The sequence below is a fragment of the Halococcus morrhuae DSM 1307 genome (genome assembly GCF_000336695.1).
In the GTDB taxonomy this organism is placed as follows: domain Archaea; phylum Halobacteriota; class Halobacteria; order Halobacteriales; family Halococcaceae; genus Halococcus; species Halococcus morrhuae.
On the sequence record NZ_AOMC01000106.1, the window covers coordinates 1 to 19,151 of the forward strand.

The following is a 19,151-nucleotide window of genomic DNA, read 5'->3' on the forward strand; positions in this document are numbered from 1 at the left end:
GGCCGATACGGGCACAGCCCGCATCGCCCGAAACAAGGGGCCTGAGCGGCTTAACGCTTGGGTTCTGGGACAGCCGTGGCGCTGAAACGAGCGGTTGCGGAAGACTACGCGCTCCTCCACGCCCTGAAGGGCGTGGTATCCGCGCTGAATGGAGCTTGCTATGAACCACGCCGCAACCCGGTATCTGGAGTCGAAACGATCGATCGACGATCGTGCGCTTGCGCCGCGGGTGCGCGATCGACTGCTGGCTCACCTTCCGGCCGAGCCGCGGATCCGTGAGGCCGGCTGTGGAACCGGTGCTACGGTTCCCCGACTCCATGCGTGGGGTGTCGATTCGGGGTCGTACCGCGGTGTCGATCGAGACCAGGGGGCCATTGCCTTCGCCCGGCATGTCCGACCGGCCGCGCTTCGTCACGCCGGTCACGACATCGTCGACGTCGATCGTGGATTCCAGGTCGACGACCTCTCAGTCATGTTTGAAACGGCTGACGCCCTCACCGCCTTCGACGAGAACAGTGCGGATCTGTTCGTCGCGCAGGCGTTCGCGGATCTCGTCCCGCTCGCGGCGCTCGTTGCCACGCTTGAATCGGTGCTCGGCCCCGATGGCGTCGCCTATCTCCCGATCACGTTCGATGGCGGGACCGTCTTCCAGCCCGACCATCCCAGAGACGATGCCATCGAGCGTGCCTATCACCGTGCTATCGACCGTCTCCCGGGACGCGACGTCACCGCCGGCCGGCATCTCGCCGATCTGCTTCGCGAGCGGTCCGGCGACCTCCTCGCGATGGCGTCGTCGGACTGGATCGTTCGTCCCCGTGGGTCGGGCTATCCGGCCGATGAGCGATATTTCGTGGCTTGCATTCTCGGATTCATCGACGAACTGCTCTCGGACGCCGACGAGCACGTCGATGGGCTCGAGGAATGGCTCACGACGCGTCGGCGACAGCTCTCTGACGACGAACTGACGTACGTGGCCCATCAGTACGACCTGCTCTATCGCCCAGCAACACCGTGACTGCCGTGCCACACCGAATGCTCCGCTCTTTCCGTCCTCGTACTGTCGTTTCCGTTCAGTACCGAACGCGAGACAGTACCGCTCGCTATCCGCGGCGATACAGTCCGATCAAAACCACAATGAGCAGGGCCTGAACGACCTTGTCACCGATACCGAGCGCCGAGAACTCGGGCGCGTTCACCAGATACCAGATGACGATCTGGCCGGCCGTGAAGGGAATCCCGAGGAGGACGACCAGCCGTCGGCGGGTGTTCGTCAGCATAGCGGCCACGCCACCGAGAAATCCGACACCGGCGATGAGGAAGCTCCATCCGAGGGGTGTCGTGATGAACGAGACTCCCAGGAACAGATGAATCACACCGGAGATGGCAGCGAGAGCGATCCCTACCCAGTGCAGCGTCCCCACGGACGCGGTGTCGATCCGATTGCTTTGTGCAGCTGTTGCCATGGAGGAAATACTCCGCATCACCACTTATATTTGTAGGCCAATATTCACGACAGTGATGACTTCCGGCCTTTCGAGCCACGAGAGAGCAACCGAATCGCGATCCCCGATGTCGATCCGGTCGCATGGCGTGATAGCCACAGGGACTGCCAGCTGAAGCAAACGGCTTTTGCCGGCCGATTGCGGACGAAGATCGGACAGTCGTTTCCACAAGTACGGTCCCGACAGCGACGAACCCACGAATCATGATGGCACCGACACACGTCACGATCGGACTCTCGATCGCCGCCGTGATGAGTAGTGTCGCCCCGTTCGGGTTGGCCCCCGTGGTCGGCGGTCTCGTCGGCAGCATCGTTCCCGATCTCGATCTGTTCGTCGGCAATCACCGTCGAACGCTCCATTTTCCGGTGTTGGGATGGCTGCCGGCGCTTGTCGCGTCGGTCGTTGCATGGATCGTGCCGTCGCTGATCACGGTCTGTCTGGCGGTCGGAGCCGTCGCCTTTGCTCTCCACGCGGTTGTCGATATCGCCGGCGCGGGCGAGGAGCTCCGGCCGTGGGAGCGAACGAACCCGTTGGCGGTCTACTGTCATGCCTGTGGACGATGGTTTCGTGCGCGATACTGGGTTCGTTACGACGGGGCACCCGAAGATCTCGGCCTCACGCTCGCGTTCGCGCTGCCGGTGCTATGGGTGTACGACGGCTGGATCGTGCTCGTCGCGATCGCGGCAGTAGTCGTTGGAGCGGTGTACGCCGTCGTTCGTCGGCGGGTTCCGGAATACATCGCCTCGGCCTCCGAGTGAGTTCGAGCGCATCGATCGGACTCACGCTCCCTGTACGACCGAATGGAAATCCCGAACGAACACGCACACGAACGGGATCATGGCGACCGTTGCGAGTGCTATCGATACCGTCGACGGAACGATCGGCACGAGGGCGACGCTGCAGACGAACATCTGTACGCCGGTCAACGGCCGTCGAACGGTGCTGGGCGGGATCGACCCGACGGCTCCCCCTCGTCGACGATGGAGCGATCTGCCGATGACGAACGCGGGCCGTGCCAGTCCGACCGCCAGATACCATAGCGGGAGTGTGCCGTAGACGATGCCGAGCAGTCCGGCCACGAGCAGACTGAGTCCATCGAACTCCAGATCGAGCTTTGCCCCCAGCATGGTCGTGTCACCGTACTGCCGTGCCAGTCGGCCATCGACCCGATCGAGAGCGACCGCGACGACGTACAGCACTGCCGGGAGCCACGCGGTTTGACCCGTCGGTTCGGGAAGCACGATGAACCCGGCGACGGCCGCGGTTAGCAGACCCCTCGCGAGCGTCGCAGCGGTCGCGATGCCGAGCGAATCGAGCAACAGTCCGGCCGATTCACAACGGTTCTGATCGAGATAGCGCCACAGAAGCCACAGTTCGTACGTCAACACGACGCCTGCCGTCACCGTCCACTGGATCCCGTGTCGCCTCGTCCACCAATCGCTGAGGAACATGTATCCCACGATCGCGACACTGACTGCGGTGAGTACGGTGAGGCCCCACTGACGACGGAGTCGTTCCCATGCTACGGGATCATACCCCTCGCTCATGATGGTTGAGTTACCTCCTTTCCCCATCGCCTTCAGTGGTTCGACAACATCTATCAGGGTGGCAAAATCGATCGGCGGTGGGCGGGCCGAACGCGGTCTTCGAGGATTTCAGCCCCCTGATTCACGAGCCAACTCCGGCCCGAAACGAGAACACCTCTAGCGTTAAGAAACCGGGGCGATCATGGGGTATATGGACGTCTTCAGTACCGAAACACCGATCATCGGTATGGTTCATCTGCCACCTCTGCCTGGAGCACCCGGATACGACGGGGATCGAAACGCGATCCGCGACCGGCTTTCTCAGGACGCTCACGCGCTCGAAGCGGGCGGCGTCGATGGCATCATGCTCGAGAACTTCGGCGACACGCCGTTCTATCCCGACCGCGTACCCCGACACGTCGTCGCCGATATCGCCGCTCTCACCGAGACGCTCAGCGACCAGATGTCGATCCCCTTCGGCGTGAACATCCTCCGAAACGACGTGCAGAGTGCGCTCGGTATCGCCGCCGCGACGGGTGGTGCGTTCGTCCGCGTGAACGTTCACACCGGTGCTCGGCTCACCGATCAGGGTATCGTCGAGGGGATGGCCCACGAGACGCTGCGGCTTCGCGACCGACTCGATGCGAACGTGGCCGTTCTCGCCGACATCGACGTGAAACACTCCGCACCGCTGGCCGAACGGACGCTCGAAGAGACCTTCGGCGATCTCGTCGAACGCGGCGGTGCCGACGGCGTCGTCGTGAGCGGGACCGGCACCGGCGCGGCCGTCGATACGACTGTGCTCGATCGCGTGGTGGCGTGCCGTGACGACCACGGGTTCGATGTACCGGTCCTGCTCGGAAGCGGTGTCACGGCCGAAACGGCACCCGGCCTCCTTTCGGTCGCCGACGGCGCGATCGTCGGAACGGCGCTGAAACGCAACGGTGAGACGACCGCCCCCGTCGACGAAGCGGCGGTCGAACGCCTCGTCGCGTCCGTCCCCTAGTCGTCGGCGAGAAACGCACGGACGCTGGCCTCGTCGGGAAGACGGCCACAGGCACCCTCGGCAGTACAGTTGAGGGCGGCGACGCCCGCGGCGAACCGTCCCGCATCCGCCGGTGGGGCTTCACCGAGCAGCCAGGCGTGGACGAGCCCCGCGGTGAACGCATCGCCCGCACCCGTCGTGTCCTCGATCGGCACCGACAGCGCCGGAACGTCGATCGCCCGCTCGTCAGTGATGAGCACCGCCCCCTCGTCGCCACGCGTGACGGCTGCACGTGGGACGGCGCGGTGTTCGAGAGCGCTGACGGCATCCGCAACCGCCCCACCGAAATACGAGCGCGCAGCCACCTCGCCGACCACGAACAGATCGGCGACCGAGAGCACTCGGTCGATCGTTGCCGGCGTCGTGCCGCGCCCTTCGAGCTCCGAAAGCGGGCCGGCGAGATCGAAGACGAGCCGTTCGATCTCCCCTCGTTCACGAGCCGCCACGAGCTCGGCGACGGCCGTATCGGGGGCGTACGCACTGGCGAAGACGACGTCCGCGTCGGCGAGATACTCCCGATCGGTGTCGTCGAGCCGGAGTCGTGGCACGCTCTGCCCGCCGGCAACGACCATCCGCTCCCCGCCGGGCCCTCGCAAGATGAGCGTGTAGGATGATTCTTCCGCCCCGGAACGCACCCGTGTGACATCGAGACCGCGCGTTCGTAACGTCGTCTCGACCTCCTCGGTGGCGTTCTCACCGAGACGAGTGATGATGCCGACGTCGTGATCGAGTGCAACGAGCCCGGTACCGACGTTCGCCGCAACGCCACCGACGGTCGTCGTGTGGTCGTGGACGAACGCCCCACCATCGGGTTCCGGCAGATTCGACAGCGTGTAAACGTGATCGATGAGGGCACTGCCGACCGTGACGACGTCCAGCGAAGCCATCACGCTCACTCGCAACCGCGCCCGCTTGAACGTGTGGCTCCGAGCTTCGAGGAGGGAGAGGTGATCAGCCTGGATGAAACGGCCGGTGAACACAGCCACAGCTGCCTGTCTTTGAGAACACAGTACGACGAGTCGATCTAGCGAGCGTCGGCTTCGACGGTGAACCCGCGGTCTGCGAGCAGTTCGGGCAGCCGATCGCTGTGGTCGCCCTGCAGTTCGATGCGCCCCTCGTCGACCGTCCCGCCAGTGGCGAGCTGGCTCTTCAGTTCGGACGCGAGCTCCGAAACGTCGTCGTCCGCGAGGTCGAGACCGTCAACGATGGTCATGGCCTTGCCGTAGCGCCGCTCGTCGACGCGAATCGAGACCTGCTGCTGTGAGCGTTCGAGATCGTCCTCGATGTTGAGCTCTTCGGGCAGGCCCGTGACCGAACTGAAATCGTTTCCTGACACACCAACAGGTAGGGACTTGTCGTATAAAACACTGCTGCCGATAGATATCATCACTTATCTGGTGATATAGACAGTCCGAAACTACACTCCGAAATAGAGCGCGACACCGAGCGTCGTGACGACCGTGAGGATGACTTGTAGAGGCGCACCGACACGCGCGTAATCCGTGAACTCGTAGCCACCCGGACCGTAGACGAACAGGTTGGTCTGATAGCCCACCGGGCTCAGGAAGGCTGCACTCCCCGCGAACATCACGATGAGCACGAACGCGAGCGGGTTCGCGCCGATAGAGCGTGCGGCGCTGATTCCCACAGGAACCATGAGCGCGACGCTCGCATTGTTGCTGATGATGTTCGTCAGGATGACCGTCAGGACGTAGAACAGCCCCAACACGACGATGACGGGGAGGAAGTCCGCACTCTGTGCGACGAGCGCGCCGATGAAGTTCGCCGCGCCCGTGTTCGACATCGCGATCCCCAACGGGATGACGCCGGCCAGCAGGAAGATGACGTCCCACTCGACGCCCTCGTAGAGTTCGCTCGGTCTGAGCACGCCGGTGAGCACCATCGCCACGACGCCCGCGAGCGCGGCGATCTCGATCGCGAGGAGCCCGAGCCCCGCAAGCCCGACGACACCGACGAGAATCCCGAGTGCGACAGGGATCTTCTCCTCACGATAGGACTCCTCACCACCTTCCGAGACGAACACGAGCTCACGGCTGTTCGACAGCCGTTCGACGTTCTCTTCCGGTGTTCTGAGCACCAGCACGTCGCCGACGGCGAGTTCGACGTCGCGCAGCCGTTTTCGAATCACGCTGTTGCCGCGTCGAACCGCGAGCAACGCCGTATCGTAGCGCTGGGCCAACCGCGCGCTCGTCGGCGTCTCCCCGGCGAACGCCGATCCCGACGGAACGACCACCTCGACGACCGATTGGTCATCGTCAGCGTCTACTTCGTCGATTTCGTCGGCGCTCTTCCCCGAGAGGAGGCCAAATCGGTCGTCCACCGCGGCCACCGTGTCGCTGTCGGCACGGATGATGAGCGCGTCGCCGGCTTGTATTCGCTCGATCATCTCCGGGGTCTGGGACTGTCGATTCCGGACGATCCCAAGAACCTCGACATCGCCCTCAACGTCATCGAACGCATCGGTGGGCGTCCGGTCGACGAGCGGTGAGGCGTCGTCGACGTCGACTTCGGTGATGAGCCCCTCGATTCGGTTGGCCTCGGCCGCGTTCTCGTCGGGGTCGATACGTTCGGGGAGCAATCGCGGGGCGACGAAATAGAGATAGAGCGCGCCCGTAACCAACACGACGAGTCCGACTGGTGTGAACTGAAACATCGTGAGCGACTGGCCGAGGAGGTTCTCCGCGAGGCCGCTCGCAAGCAGGTTGGTCGAGGTCCCGATGAGCGTGAGCGTCCCGCCCATCATCGCGGCGTACGACAGCGGAATCAGGAGTTTCGACGGCGAGGTGTTGCCCCGACGGGCCAGATCGGTCACGAGCGGCACGAGCAGCGCGACCACGGGCGTGTCGTTGACAAAGCCCGCCGACGAGCCGGCGATGGCAACGATCGCGCCGCGCTGTTTCGATTCGCTGGTGCCGACGCGGTCGCTCACCCACGCCGCGAGGCGGCGGATCACGCCGGTTCGACGGACGCCATCGCTCAGGATCAACATTGCGAGCACGGTGATCGTCGCTTCGTTCGAAAAGCCCGCGAGCGCTTGTGCCGGTGAGACGTTCGTCCACGGGTTGAGGACGACGAGTGCGACCAGCACGAGCAATGCGGTGACGTCAGGCCGGACGTAGCCCGTGATGAACAGCACGAACGCTGCGAACACGACGGCGAAAACGACCAGCATACCGGTCGTCACGGGTGGAACGGTCGTCGATTGTGCCAGTACAGATGGTCGCATGACGACGGTCCCGATCGGGGATACAGGCATGACAGCTAATACACAATGAGGGTTGTTTGCATGGGCATCTCTAAAACGTACCGGCTATCGGAAGCCAACTGACCGCGATATGTTTTGAGATAGACCTAGTCGTTCCGCTCGCCCGGTGGTTTAGATACCTCGACGAGGGTTTTCCCGATGCCGTCGCCCTCGAACAGTCCGATGAACGCATCGGGCGTGTTCTCCAGCCCTTCGACGATGGTTTCTCGATGCTGTAGCTGATCGTTCGTATACCACTCTTCGAGCATCGATTCCGCCTCCGGATACAGCTCCTCGTGATCGTCGACGACGAACCCCTCCCTCCGCAGCCGCTTTTTGATGTACAGCCCTTCGTGTCGGGGGCCGGTCGGTCGATCGCCGCCCTCGGCGTTGATCAAGGCGATCCGACCACACTGGACGATCCGGCCGTGAGTGTTCATCTCGTTCATCACCGCATCGCTGATCTCGCCGCCGACGTTGTCGTAGTAGACATCGACACTATCGGGACAGATCTCCGCCAGATCGCCCTGGATATCGTCCGTCGTTTTGTAGTTGATTCCCTCGTCGATACCGAGTTCGTTCACGAGGTAGTCGATCTTGTCGTCCGTGCCCGCGATCCCGATCACGCGGCAGTCGTATATCGTCGCGATCTGCGAGGCGATCGAGCCGACCGATCCGGCAGCGGAGGACACGACAACTGTTTCGCCCTCCTGGAGATCGGCGATTTCGGTCATGCCTACGTATGCCACCCGGCCGGTATGGCCCAGTACGTGCAGTTTCGCGCGAATCGGGGCGGAGTCGAGATCCACCTCCTCCAGATCGTCGTCCGTCAGGACGTCGTAGTCGGCCCATCTGAGTCGTCCCACGACGATATCGCCGACCGAAAAGTCGGCATGGGTCGTCTCTCTGACCTCGCCGATGCCACCGGAACCGACGGATTCGTCCCCTGCCCAACTGTCCTCGTACGGCGTGTCTTCTGGCGGCACCATTTTGCTACGCGAGCCGGGATCCATCCGTAGGTAGAGCGTCCGCACCAACACCTGGTCGTCGTCAGTCAGTTCGGGAACGGGCTCTTCTTGCAATTCGAAACACTCTCGATCCGGTGTCTCCCCTTCCGGATACTCCACGATCTCGAAAACACGGTTCGTCTCTTCGGTCATGTTGACTCTTTGATTGTCTATTTCACACATAGATAAGTATCCGGCCGGGCGCGATCGATGATGCCACCGCAATCGTCACCCGTCGATCAGCCTCTGTCACGCATCTACACTACCCGGTCTCGTCGAACCGTCCGCCGACGAAGCGACCCTCGGGATCGACCGTCTCCTTGATATCGTGGAGGTGTTCGTAATGCTCGCCGTAGAGATCGTTTGTCGTCGCGGCGTCGGTCTCGCCTTCGAAATTGGGGATCGGCCCGCCAGCGCCGGCGTCCCGGAGTGTCTCGGCCGTTTCGCGTACCCACTCGACGTTCTCGTGGTTGGTCCTCGGGTCGTCCCAATTCGCCTCGATGCTGCAGACGAACGCGGTGTCGCGACGACGGAACGCGGTTTCCCCTGCCTCAACACGATTCACCGCACCGCCCATCGGCCATACGATGATACTGAACTCCTCGTTTGGCGCGCTTGCAGCACGACGGCGCAGACTCGTTCGGATCTCCGTGGTCAACTCATCGACATAGACCGATTTCCAGTAGTAGCGGCGGCCGTGTGGAAAGCCCGAGTCGGAGTCGGACTGCAGCTCCGTGTAGCTCGTGCGCGTGCTCTCATCGATGAGGGCATCCTCGCCCTGCCGGAACCGTTCGAATTCTCGCTCACCGACGTCGGGATCCCCGACGTACGTGCCGGAGAAACAGAGACCGACCTCGCCACCATGATCGGGACACGCCGGGTCATCCGGTATCTGTCCGAAGTACGGCGACAGCAAGCTCTCGTCCGGTGCATCGGTCTGGTACGCGGCGAACTCCGAAAGGAGCTCCTCGGCACGCTCGGCAGGATACCAGACGCTACACACGGCCAGTTCGTCGGGTATTGGATGGAGCTCGAACTCGAAGGCCGTGACGACTCCGAATCCGCCATCACCACCGCGAAGCGCCCAGAACAGATCGGTGTTTTCGGTGGCACTTGCATGAACGAGCTCACCATCGGCGGTCACGACGTCCGCGCCGAGCAAGTTGTCCGCTGCAAGACCGTGTTTTCGCGAGAGATAGCCCGTCCCGCCGCCCAACGTGAGCCCGGCAACGCCTGTATCCGACACGACGCCGCCCGAGGTTGCGAGTCCGAACTCCGTCGTCTCGCGATCGAACTCGCCCCACGTCGTTCCCGGTCCGACGGTCGCCGTTCGATCCCGCGGATCCACTCGCACCCACCCCATCCGCGAGCAGTCGATCACGAGACCGGCCGCCGCGATACAGGACCCGGCAACGTGATGACCGCCGCTGCGGACACTCGCCGGCAGGGCTGCCTCATTGGCTGTTCGGACGGCACTTCGAACGTCACTCACCGATTTACAGTAGGCGATGGCGGCTGGATACCGGTTCACCATCCCGTTCCACACGCGACGAGCATCGTCGTAGTCGTCTGCAGCGGGTCGTACGAGCTCTCCACGCAACGCGCTCGCCAGTTCATCGATATCGTCGCCTGCAGCGTCGGCTGCCCGGGCAGCCGCTGTCCGATCGTCCATGACCAGAGTCCATCCCCGGTTGGTAAATCGTCTCTCTTTCGGCGACATAGCAAACCGTTCCCCCATGACCGATTCGTGAGATATATCACACGGTGGTTGGTAGTCCGGGTGATGACAGTTACCGCCAGTCTCTCGATCTCACCGGTTGATGACTCGGATGTCGATTTCGATGCGGAAGTTGCCGCTGCTATCGAGGCGCTTGAGGACTGCGACGTACGCTATGAAACCCATCCGATGGAGACGACGCTCGAGGCGAATGGTCTCGATGCGGTATTCAACGCCGCACAGGTCGCGACCGAGGCCGTCGATGCTCGCCGTGTCGCCACCACGCTCAAAATCGACCACTATCGCGAGGAATCACTCGCCGTCGAAGAGAAAGTCGATCGCGTCGAAGAGCATCTCGATGGCGAAGCGCGGTCGCAATGAAACAGGGGACTGTTACGCGCCGTGGCTATCTCGCTGGGGCGAGCGCAGGTACCCTCGGCGTACTCGCAGGTTGTGTTTCGTCGGCCGGATCGAGTCCTGATACCCTTCGCGTCGGAGCGCGTGAAGCCTACGTCAACGCTGTCAGCACCAGTGCTGGTGAATGGGTCAAAAAGCAGTTCGAAAAACGTCATGGAACGACGATCGAGTGGGTAATCAAAGAGCAGGGGATGAACGATTTCATCCAACGACGCAAGGAAGACGCACCGCTGGATGCCGACGCCTACGTCGGCGTCACACCCTCTGATCTCGTTCGTGCAGATCGCGTCCTGACCAACGACATCGATCTGTTCTCCCCGTTGGATACGATCGATACGGGATCGGTTGTCGATGAGTACTGGTTCGATCCGCAGCGACGAATCGTTCCCACCGGAGCGTCACACGTCTGCATCGTCTACAACGATCGGAAGGTATCCGAACCTGCCTCGTTCGATGCGTTGCTTGACCCGGAATATTCCGACGGCTTGTTGATGGCGAACCCGCAAACAACGGTCACAGGCCTCGATTTTCTTCTCTGGACGATCCATGCAAAAGGGCGCGACGATTATCTCGACTACTGGGAGCAACTGATGAAGAACAACGTGCGCGCCCTCAAATCCTGGAACAGCGCGTACAGTGCCTACGAGAGCGGTGAGGCTCCAATGGTTGTGTCATACTCAACCGATCAGATCTACGCGACGAACGAGGGGAAACCGCTTGCCAAACATCGTATCGGATTCCCGAACGATACAGGCTACGCCTACATCAGTGGTGTTGGAAAGTTTGCCGATACCGATCGCGGTGATCTGGTCGATACGTTTGCACAGTTCCTGATTGAATCGAAGGTACAGCGCCGAACGGCGGTTCTGAACGTTGGTTTCCCGGCCGTCGAGGACGCGTCGCTGCCGAAAAAGTATCAACCACACGTGAAAAAGCCCGAGACCGTCATTCAGTACAGTGTAGACGAACTTCGCAAGCATGCAGATCGGTGGCGATCGAAGTGGGCTCGGCAGGTCGCGTCGAAGTAAGGCTGTTCTCCAACCGACCTTGTTTCAGGATCACTTCGGTAGGGTGCGTTGGTCGATACAAGGATCTTCCACAACTACGCAACGCAAACGAGGCATCAGGTGCCCCTTTCGAACCAGCATCTCAGAAGTTTATATTATGACAGCATACAATAACAATAAAATCCTATAGACGAGCAAAAACGATTCAAATTTCGATGTCACTTGCTTTCGAAAATCGGTTATTCGGAGCCCTGTTCGTGTTCGCGGAGTTTTCGACGCTGAATCTTGCCGGTCGTCGTCTGTGGAAGTTGCTCGACGAATTCGATCTCGCGGGGATACTCGTACTTCGCCAGTTGGTCACGCACGAGATCACGGATCTCTTCTTTGAGTTCGCTGGATCCCGATCCAGAAATCGGCTGGACGAACGCCTTGATTATCTCACCTCTGGTTTCGTCGGCGATTCCGATAACTCCGACCTGTTCGACACCGGCGTGCTCGAGGACTGTGCGTTCGACTTCACCGGGCCCCACACGATATCCGCTAGTAAGGATCAGGTCGTCGTCACGGGATTTGAACCAGACGTATCCCGATTCGTCGACCGTCCCGAGATCACCGGTCAGATGCCACTCACCGATCGTCGCGTTAGCGGTTTTCTCGGGCTGATTCCAGTACTCCTGAAAGATCACTGGATCGTCTCCATGTCGGACTGCTATCTCCCCGGTTTCACCTGCCGGCCGTTCCTCACCGGTTTCGGGATCGATTACGGCTACGTCGTGTCCCGGCACTGCTTTCCCCATGCTCCCCGGATGAGCTGAAAACCACTCTTGGCAGTTCGTGACGAGGAGGTTGGCTTCCGTCTGACCGTAGAGTTCGTTTACCACGACACCGGAAAGTTCCTCGTCGGCCCAGTCGAGGATCTCGGGTGTGAGTGGCTCACCACCCGAACACACTGCACGAAGCGAGAGGTCGTATTTCACTCTCGGATCCTCGATGCCCATCAGCATCCGGATCGCGGTCGGTGGAACGAACGCGTTCGTCACTTCGAATTCCTCCATCAGCGAAAACGCGGTCTCGGGATCGAACTTCCCCATCGGATAGCCCACAACGGGTCGCCCGTAATGCCATGCTGGAAACAGCAGGTCGCCGAGCGCGCCGATCCATGCCCAATCAGCGGGCGTCCAGTACACTCCTTCGTGAACCCGTCGCTCGAAGTACATCGAGAAGGCGGGACAATGACCGACCCATACCCCATGACCGTGGAGTGCTCCCTTTGGCGGGCCGGTCGAACCGCTCGTATACATTATGATGGCCGGCGTTTCAGCTGTCGTCTCTGCGATTTCGTATTCCTCCGACTCACCCTCAACCAACGCTGAAAATGACGTAGTCGCCTCGCTTGCGAGATCGTCATCGGTGACTTCGACGATGGTTTCGAGCGCGGGACAATTGGTGGCTGCACTCACGACGGTTTCAACGACGGTTGTATCGGCCACCACGGCTTTCGCGCCACTGTCGTCGAGCCGATGCCGGAGGGACTCGTCACCGAACAACACTGAGAGCGGTAGCGACACTGCGCCTATCTTCCAACATGCGAGGTGGGTGATCGGGTTCGACGGTTTCTGCGGGACGACGACGCCGACACGATCCCCGCGTTCGATCCCTCGCTTCTCGAGTGCATTCGCCAACTGACTCGAGTATCGATCGAGCTCCTCGAACGTGTAGGTCTCACGACGACCGTCGGGATAGGCTTGATACAGCGCTATCCGATCACTGGACTGGTCGTGTTTCCGGAGAAGGTCGTGTGCGAGATTGTAATCGTCAGGGAGATCCCAGGCAAACGATGCCCGAGCTTCCTCGTAGGTCCCGCCATCGAGTGACACAGTCCATGCCATACCACACGAGTTCGAAACGACTTCACAAATACTCTTGGTCGCCGTTAGAAGAGCGACCGATCGACGAAGACATCGACGTGTTCGAATCCGTCACGAGCGCTAAGAGTGCTCACAAGCTTTTCCTGTGGATCGCTTCCGTTGGTGCTTTCGAGCGAGAACTTTCCATCGTTCCACTCCACGGTAAGTGACGACCGTCGAAACCACGACCCGGGTCTGAGGCGTATCGTTCGGAGGCTCCCGACAGGAACGACCGCGTTCCGGTCGTCGAACTCTGCAATGGCATCCGGCGGGAGTTCGTCGATCTCTTCCCGGCCATACGTTCCCATATCGGCGCGCAACAGCAGCGATTTGAACGATTCCCCGACGAAGCACCAGATCAGACGTTCATCAGTGAGAACACCCTCCCAAAACTCGAGCGAAACCGGCGTCTGACGGTACCATCCGGTAAACCGGCCGATCGCATTTTCGTTTGTGGCCACTGCCTATCGCTCCAAGAGAGTGACGAGATCGGCCGGAACGGTACGACCACGCTGTGTGGCAATCGAGACACCGATGGTGAGCGCGATCGAGACGAGCAGTGCGATCGTCCCCACAGGGAATCCTTCGGTAAACGGATACAACGAAAGCACTGTCTCACTCACGCCACCTGCCCCCGCTGCGTCGGCGATCCGCGGCACCGCACTGTAAAACAGGTTCACGACGAGACCGCCCACGATACCGGCGATCGCACCCTCCTTGGTCGCACCCTTCCAGTTCAGTCCAAACGCCGCGAGCGGGAAGAAGGCCGCCGCGAAGAACCCCCAGCCGATGGTCCCGAGAATCCCGACGAGGGCATCCGAATAGAACACGACCAGTGTCGACAGAACTGTCAGACCTGCAAGCGCAGCCTGGGTCACCCGAAGCTCGGTCATCTCGTCGTCGATCGATCGACCGAATGCACGGGGAATGTCGCGTGAAATCGCTGCAGCACCGATATTGAGGAACGAATCGCTCGTCGACATGATCGCCGCAAGCAGCGCCGCGAGCACCAACCCGGCGATCACGCCCGGTGTCTGATTTAACACGAATACTGGAGCGGCGATCGAGGCACTCTGGAGTTCTGGGATCGTACCGCCTTCGACTGCTGCACGCATCGAAAGTCCCGCCGAGAAGGCAATCATGCTCGAAATCGCATACGAAATGGCCGCGATCGGCGCACCCCACCGAAGGATCTTGAGGTCACGGCTCATGTAGAATTTCGTAATCAAGTGTGGCTGGCCAGCCGATCCGATCGAGAACAAAATCCACCATGCTAGTGCGGTGAACACACTCGCAGCGGGCACACCCATTGCACCGAATGGCGAAATGAGTCCCGGATCGACACTCGCGAGATTTTGCATGATGGTCCCCATGCCACCGCCGAATTCCAGCGCGAAGAAAAACACGAAGACGGCACCGGTGATCATTGTAACTGACTGGACGAAATCGGTCCAGACACCTGCGATCATGCCACCGAGTGCGCTGTAGGCAAGAAGAATCGCCGCACCGCCAAACAGTCCCCAGACGACGGGAATCCCGAATATCGCACGCATCACGAACTGGAGTGCAGCGAGGTTCGTTGCGAGATAGGCGATCACGCCGACCACTACAGCAAGCGCGGTGAGTCCGCGAACCCATGCACTCTCGTAGCGAACGTACATCCCATCGGCGAGGGTGAGAACGTTCCTGATGTCCGCCAGGATCCGCATCCGACGTGCAAGTAGGACCCACGCGATCAGAAAGCCAAGCGGTGCAGTAAAGAAGATCCACATTCCCGTCATTCCGAAGGAGTAGACAAGTTCGGGCCCACCAACGAAGCCGAAACCTGACTGGATCACGGAGAAGGCAGTGAGCGCAAGCACCCACGTCCCGACGGATTTCCCCGTAATGAGGAAATCGCTCGTGCTCTCCGTATTGAGGTAGCCCCAAACGCCGATCCCGAGCACGATCAGGAGATATAGCCCGCCGAACGCGAGAACGAACGGGTCGTCGGCGATCGGAATCGCCTGTAGAGGAATCATCGCTCGGACCCCCCATCGGATTCGACACCCGACGAGCCCGACGGCGCAAGTGGGAGATCAGTATCGCGCTGTGCTTGTCGTGCGTCGTCCATCACTTCAGAGACCAGCTCATCGTTGGCTGTGTCGCCGAAAACGGACATCGCGTAGTACACCGGAGCGAGAAGTGGCAGAAACCATATGAAAAATATATAGATGAACGTCGATTGTGGGATCCCGAGGATATAGGAGTAGTTCGTCACATCGGGGTTCCACAGCACCCAGATCCCGGTGAGTCCGATAGCAAAGAGCACTGCGAGACCGGCTACGATTCCGGTGTATGGTGCGAGATCGAACTCTTGGCTACCACGCTCGATGGCTGCAATCGGAAGGACCCCGATGATGAGCGCTGCGGCAAGATAGGAAAATACTCGATAGAATCCGAGTGCGGCTACGACCAGTGCAGCGGTTGCGAGGATGCCAACTACGGAAACAATCTTGTTCCTCATCGTTCTATGTGCGCATCTCGGAACATCATAAACATTCTCCCAAAATATTTATGTCCCGCGATAACCACATTTCATGCTTACAATCACCACGAAAATCAAATACAATCGATATTCCAAGTCATATGATCATCGGACTGTGCGGTGGCAGACCGTTTCTTCTCCCGTTTTCGTCGTACAAATTGTCGTTCCAACTCCTGTCTATGACAGGAAAAATAATGCACGGTTACAGATCGAAGTCAACAGGCTTAACGCCGATACGACCCTTCGGATAGACATGCCATGGTCAAACGACGAGTGGTGGCCGGATCAACTCCGGCTGGACATCCTCGATGATAACTCTGCGGATACCAATCCGTATGGTGAGGACTTTGACTACGCCGAGGAGTTCGAGAAGCTCGACTTCGAGGAAGTAAAGTCGGACATCGAAGACGTGATGACGGACTCACAGGACTGGTGGCCGGCCGACTACGGTCATTACGGGCCGTTTTTCCTCCGCATGGCGTGGCACAGCGCCGGGACGTACCGAACTGCCGACGGCCGTGCCGGTGGGGCCGGTGGCCGTCAGCGCCTTCCGCCGGAGAGCAGCTGGCCGGACAACGTGAGCCTCGACAAGGCCCGCCGCCTGCTCCAGCCGGTCAAAAAGAAACACGGCAAGAAGCTCTCGTGGGGTGATCTCATCTTGCTCGCGGGGAACGTCGCCCTCGAATCGATGGGTTTCGAGACGTTCGGCTTCGCTGGTGGCCGTAAGGACGCATTCATCTCCAACGAGGCAGTCGAGTGGGGTCCCGAAACGGAGTGGGGGGAAACCTCACCCGAGCGCTTCGAGGACGGCGAGGTCGGCAATCTCAAAAACCCGCTCGGGAACACCGTGATGGGTCTCATCTACGTGGACCCAGAGGGACCGTACGGCGAACCGGACGTCGATGGATCTGCGAAGAACATTCGCGAAGAGTTCCACAAGATGGCGATGAACGACGAGGAAACCGTCGCGCTCATCGCTGGCGGCCACACCTTCGGGAAGGTCCACGGCGCGGACGACCCTGACGAGCACCAGGGCCCCGAACCCGAGGCAGCACCGATCGAGGAGCAGGGCCTCGGCTGGAGTCACGACTTCGACAAGGCCGGGATGATCAGCAGCGGCATCGAAGGTCCTTGGAACGGTACGCCGACTGTATGGAACATGGATTATCTCGACAACTTGTTGGACTACGATTGGACCTCCGTCAAGGGGCCCGGCGGTGCCTGGCAGTGGCGGCCGGTCGGCGACGACATCGCTGACGCACCTGGTGGACAGGACCAGTCGGAGACAGAAGAGCCGATGATGCTGACGACGGACGTCGCTCTGAAACACGACGACGACTTCCGGGAGATCCTCGAGCGCTTCCAAGACAACCCCGAGGAGTTCCAGGAGTCGTTCTCGCGGGCATGGTACAAACTGCTCCACCGCGACATGGGTCCGCCCACGCGATTCCTCGGTCCGGAAGTCCCTGACGAAACGCTCATCTGGCAGGATCCCGTTCCGGACGTCGACCACGAACTCGTCGGCGACGAGGAGATCGGCGAACTCAAAGAGACACTCCTCGCCACGGATCTCTCACGCTCCCAGCTGGTCAAAACCGCATGGGCGTCAGCGTCGACGTACCGCGACAGCGACAAGCGCGGCGGTGCGAACGGCGCACACCTCCGTCTCGAACCCCAGCGGAGCTGGGAGGTCAACGAGCCTGATGAGCTGGAGTCGGTGCTCGAAACCCTCGAATCCGTCCAGACGGAGTTCAACGACTCCCGCTCCGACGAGGTGCGCGTCTCGCTGGCCGACCTCATCGTTCTCGGCGGAAATGCGGCCATCGAGGAAGCCGCGTCGGATGCCGGCTACGACGTCGACGTGCCGTTCGAGCCCGGTCGCACGGACGCGACCCAGGCCCAGACCGACGTCGAGTCCTTCGAGGTGCTCGAACCGAGGGCCGACGCGTTCCGGAACTACCTCGGCGGCGAGTACGACGACCTCTACGACTCCCCCGAAGAGCGGATGGTCGACACGGCAGAGCTACTGAACCTGTCCGTTCCGGAGATGACGGTGCTCGTCGGCGGGATGCGTGCACTCGGCGTGACCTACCAGGACACCGGTCGCGGCGTCTTCACGGATCAGCCGGGCACGCTCAGCAACGACTTCTTCGTGAACCTGCTCGACATGGACTACGAGTGGGAGCCGGTCGACGAAGACAACGAACTCTTCGAGGTCCGCGACCGTGACACCGGCGAGGTCGAGTGGGAGGCCACCCGTCTCGACCTGATCTTCGGCTCGAACGCTCGCCTCCGCGCCACCGCGGACGCCTACTTCGCCGACGACGACGAAGAGCAGTTCGTCGAGGACTTCGTGGACGCCTGGAGCCACGTGATGCAGCTCGACCGCTTCGATCTCGAGTAGGCACCCTCCCGATCGGGTTTCCCCGTCGGTTACTGTTTTTTTTAAGGAAGACTCCCCGAGACGACCGAATCGGTGCCGAACATCCACCGCGATCCGGCCGACGCAGTCGCGAACTCCCGATCGTTCCGATGGAATGACGATGGTCACTTGTTCACCGAGTCGTCGATCTAGTGCATGTCGTCATCGTACAGTCACGAACCCACCGAGACCGACCGTTTGCTCGCGCTCAGTGACGGAGTCATCGCCATCGCGATCACCTGTGCGGTAGCGCGGAGGCCCCGTCCTCAACCGCGAGCGAAGCGAACGGTAGGGCAGGGAGGAGCGCGTTCGTATAGCTGAGCACGTACACCAAGCGTTCGGTCATCGGATACCGACAAACCGGGAGACAGTACAATGAAACCCACCGAACTCCCCACCCGTGGATATAAGTACCGTTGTCGTGTAATGTGTGTCAATGGAGGTCCGTCGAACTGGGATCGTCAAGCTCGATGTTCTCGACGAGCGGCGCGACGACCTCCACACCACCAAGGAGCAGTTCCTTCGATGTGCAAATCGTGCGAGTGAGTTCTGTTGGAGCGACCGCCACTACGACGAGTGCGTTACGTCGAAGGCGAAGGCCGAACGCGCGCTCTACGATGACCTCAAGGCCGACACCGATCTGACGGCGAACCTCGTCCAGAAGGCGATTCGCCGCGCCGTCGAAGCCGTCAAATCCGGCGTGGACCGTTGGAAGAAGGGCCGCCGCACGAATCAACCACAGTTCGACTCGTGGAGCGTCGTGTACGACAAACGCTCCGCGACGTTCTCTCGAAGCGACGCTCTTGCCG

17 protein-coding genes and 1 pseudogene are annotated in these 19,151 nt (G+C 60.9%); 7 read left to right on the forward strand and 11 right to left on the reverse strand.

The features are described from left to right. The first annotated feature begins 160 nt into the window (after positions 1-160). Complete coding sequence (locus C448_RS07945; protein WP_004053651.1) at positions 161-1,015, forward strand: methyltransferase domain-containing protein; 855 nt, start codon at positions 161-163, stop codon at positions 1,013-1,015. Positions 1,016-1,100: 85 nt separating this feature from the next. Here the strand turns inward: C448_RS07945 and C448_RS07950 are convergent, their stop codons facing one another. After that, positions 1,101-1,463: a DUF7475 family protein gene (locus C448_RS07950; protein ID WP_049916179.1), complete on the reverse strand. Its 363-nt coding sequence runs from the start codon at positions 1,461-1,463 to the stop codon at positions 1,101-1,103. Between the two features lie 242 nt (positions 1,464-1,705). On the opposite strand from C448_RS07950, the gene C448_RS07955 reads away from it, so the two are divergent. Continuing rightward, positions 1,706-2,260: a hypothetical protein gene (locus tag C448_RS07955; RefSeq protein ID WP_049916180.1), complete on the forward strand. Its 555-nt coding sequence runs from the start codon at positions 1,706-1,708 to the stop codon at positions 2,258-2,260. Positions 2,261-2,281: 21 nt separating this feature from the next. Here the strand turns inward: C448_RS07955 and C448_RS07960 are convergent, their stop codons facing one another. After that, on the reverse strand, positions 2,282-3,049 hold the full coding sequence (locus C448_RS07960; protein WP_049916181.1) for a CDP-alcohol phosphatidyltransferase family protein: 768 nt from the start codon (positions 3,047-3,049) through the stop codon (positions 2,282-2,284). Positions 3,050-3,239: 190 nt separating this feature from the next. On the opposite strand from C448_RS07960, the gene C448_RS07965 reads away from it, so the two are divergent. Beyond that, the gene (locus C448_RS07965; protein WP_004053658.1) at positions 3,240-4,034 is read left to right on the forward strand and encodes a BtpA/SgcQ family protein; all 795 of its coding nucleotides are present in this window, start codon (positions 3,240-3,242) and stop codon (positions 4,032-4,034) included. On the opposite strand, the gene C448_RS07970 is transcribed toward C448_RS07965, so the two are convergent. The 5 genes from C448_RS07970 to C448_RS07990 form a co-directional block, all read right to left on the reverse strand. Beyond that, positions 4,031-4,960 carry a carbohydrate kinase family protein gene (locus C448_RS07970; RefSeq protein WP_049916185.1) on the reverse strand — a complete coding sequence of 310 codons (930 nt, stop codon included), beginning with the start codon at positions 4,958-4,960 and terminating at the stop codon, positions 4,031-4,033. The genes C448_RS07965 and C448_RS07970 overlap by 4 nt on opposite strands. Positions 4,961-5,097: 137 nt before the next feature. Next, positions 5,098-5,409, reverse strand: coding sequence for a translation initiation factor (gene yciH / locus C448_RS07975; protein ID WP_004053661.1), 312 nt, complete (start codon positions 5,407-5,409; stop codon positions 5,098-5,100). An 81-nt stretch (positions 5,410-5,490) separates the two neighbouring features. Further along, on the reverse strand, positions 5,491-7,266 hold the full coding sequence (locus C448_RS07980; RefSeq protein WP_049916182.1) for an SLC13 family permease: 1,776 nt from the start codon (positions 7,264-7,266) through the stop codon (positions 5,491-5,493). Positions 7,267-7,445: 179 nt separating this feature from the next. Then, positions 7,446-8,498: an NADP-dependent oxidoreductase gene (locus C448_RS07985; protein ID WP_004053666.1), complete on the reverse strand. Its 1,053-nt coding sequence runs from the start codon at positions 8,496-8,498 to the stop codon at positions 7,446-7,448. Positions 8,499-8,607: 109 nt separating this feature from the next. Then, positions 8,608-10,017 carry an FAD-binding oxidoreductase gene (locus tag C448_RS07990; RefSeq protein WP_004053668.1) on the reverse strand — a complete coding sequence of 470 codons (1,410 nt, stop codon included), beginning with the start codon at positions 10,015-10,017 and terminating at the stop codon, positions 8,608-8,610. A gap of 111 nt (positions 10,018-10,128) precedes the next feature. Between C448_RS07990 and C448_RS07995 the strand changes: the two genes are divergently transcribed. Beyond that, entirely contained in the window at positions 10,129-10,443 is a 315-nt protein-coding gene (locus tag C448_RS07995) for a thiamine-binding protein (protein WP_004053669.1), read from the forward strand. Continuing rightward, the gene (locus C448_RS08000) at positions 10,440-11,507 is read left to right on the forward strand and encodes a thiamine ABC transporter substrate-binding protein (RefSeq protein WP_080503178.1); all 1,068 of its coding nucleotides are present in this window, start codon (positions 10,440-10,442) and stop codon (positions 11,505-11,507) included. The genes C448_RS07995 and C448_RS08000 overlap by 4 nt, the downstream gene beginning before the upstream one ends. A gap of 218 nt (positions 11,508-11,725) precedes the next feature. On the opposite strand, the gene C448_RS08005 is transcribed toward C448_RS08000, so the two are convergent. The 4 genes from C448_RS08005 to C448_RS08020 form a co-directional block, all read right to left on the reverse strand. Beyond that, entirely contained in the window at positions 11,726-13,375 is a 1,650-nt protein-coding gene (locus C448_RS08005; protein WP_004053671.1) for an AMP-binding protein, read from the reverse strand. 44 nt (positions 13,376-13,419) lie between these two features. Continuing rightward, complete coding sequence (locus C448_RS16770; RefSeq protein WP_239640549.1) at positions 13,420-13,701, reverse strand: hypothetical protein; 282 nt, start codon at positions 13,699-13,701, stop codon at positions 13,420-13,422. A gap of 156 nt (positions 13,702-13,857) precedes the next feature. After that, a complete protein-coding gene (locus C448_RS08015; RefSeq protein ID WP_004053674.1) occupies positions 13,858-15,414 on the reverse strand; it encodes a sodium:solute symporter family transporter in 1,557 nt (518 codons plus the stop codon). After that, a complete protein-coding gene (locus C448_RS08020) occupies positions 15,411-15,899 on the reverse strand; it encodes a hypothetical protein (RefSeq protein WP_004053677.1) in 489 nt (162 codons plus the stop codon). Before C448_RS08020 ends, C448_RS08015 begins: the two co-directional genes overlap by 4 nt. A 274-nt stretch (positions 15,900-16,173) precedes the next feature. On the opposite strand from C448_RS08020, the gene katG reads away from it, so the two are divergent. Next, positions 16,174-18,324: a catalase/peroxidase HPI gene (gene katG / locus C448_RS08025; RefSeq protein WP_004053679.1), complete on the forward strand. Its 2,151-nt coding sequence runs from the start codon at positions 16,174-16,176 to the stop codon at positions 18,322-18,324. A 454-nt stretch (positions 18,325-18,778) separates the two neighbouring features. Next, a pseudogene (locus tag C448_RS08030) lies at positions 18,779-19,135 on the forward strand (hypothetical protein); the annotation flags it as partial. Positions 19,136-19,151: the final 16 nt, after the last annotated feature.

Bases quoted from the DNA above. Each gene is read 5' to 3' on its own strand.
- C448_RS08000 (WP_080503178.1), top strand. From the start codon at position 10,440: ATGAAACAGGGGACTGTTACGCGCCGTGGCTATCTCGCTGGGGCGAGC.
- katG (WP_004053679.1), top strand. From the start codon at position 16,174: ATGCCATGGTCAAACGACGAGTGGTGGCCGGATCAACTCCGGCTGGAC.
- C448_RS16770 (WP_239640549.1), bottom strand. From the start codon at position 13,701: ATGGGAACGTATGGCCGGGAAGAGATCGACGAACTCCCGCCGGATGCC.
- C448_RS08020 (WP_004053677.1), bottom strand. From the start codon at position 15,899: ATGAGGAACAAGATTGTTTCCGTAGTTGGCATCCTCGCAACCGCTGCA.
- C448_RS07995 (WP_004053669.1), top strand. From the start codon at position 10,129: ATGACAGTTACCGCCAGTCTCTCGATCTCACCGGTTGATGACTCGGAT.
- C448_RS07965 (WP_004053658.1), top strand. From the start codon at position 3,240: ATGGACGTCTTCAGTACCGAAACACCGATCATCGGTATGGTTCATCTG.
- C448_RS07980 (WP_049916182.1), bottom strand. From the start codon at position 7,266: ATGCTGGTCGTTTTCGCCGTCGTGTTCGCAGCGTTCGTGCTGTTCATC.
- C448_RS08005 (WP_004053671.1), bottom strand. From the start codon at position 13,375: ATGGCATGGACTGTGTCACTCGATGGCGGGACCTACGAGGAAGCTCGG.
- C448_RS07955 (WP_049916180.1), top strand. From the start codon at position 1,706: ATGATGGCACCGACACACGTCACGATCGGACTCTCGATCGCCGCCGTG.
- C448_RS07985 (WP_004053666.1), bottom strand. From the start codon at position 8,498: ATGACCGAAGAGACGAACCGTGTTTTCGAGATCGTGGAGTATCCGGAA.
- C448_RS07945 (WP_004053651.1), top strand. From the start codon at position 161: ATGAACCACGCCGCAACCCGGTATCTGGAGTCGAAACGATCGATCGAC.
- C448_RS08015 (WP_004053674.1), bottom strand. From the start codon at position 15,414: ATGATTCCTCTACAGGCGATTCCGATCGCCGACGACCCGTTCGTTCTC.
- C448_RS07990 (WP_004053668.1), bottom strand. From the start codon at position 10,017: ATGGACGATCGGACAGCGGCTGCCCGGGCAGCCGACGCTGCAGGCGAC.
- C448_RS07950 (WP_049916179.1), bottom strand. From the start codon at position 1,463: ATGGCAACAGCTGCACAAAGCAATCGGATCGACACCGCGTCCGTGGGG.
- C448_RS07970 (WP_049916185.1), bottom strand. From the start codon at position 4,960: ATGGCTTCGCTGGACGTCGTCACGGTCGGCAGTGCCCTCATCGATCAC.
- C448_RS07960 (WP_049916181.1), bottom strand. From the start codon at position 3,049: ATGAGCGAGGGGTATGATCCCGTAGCATGGGAACGACTCCGTCGTCAG.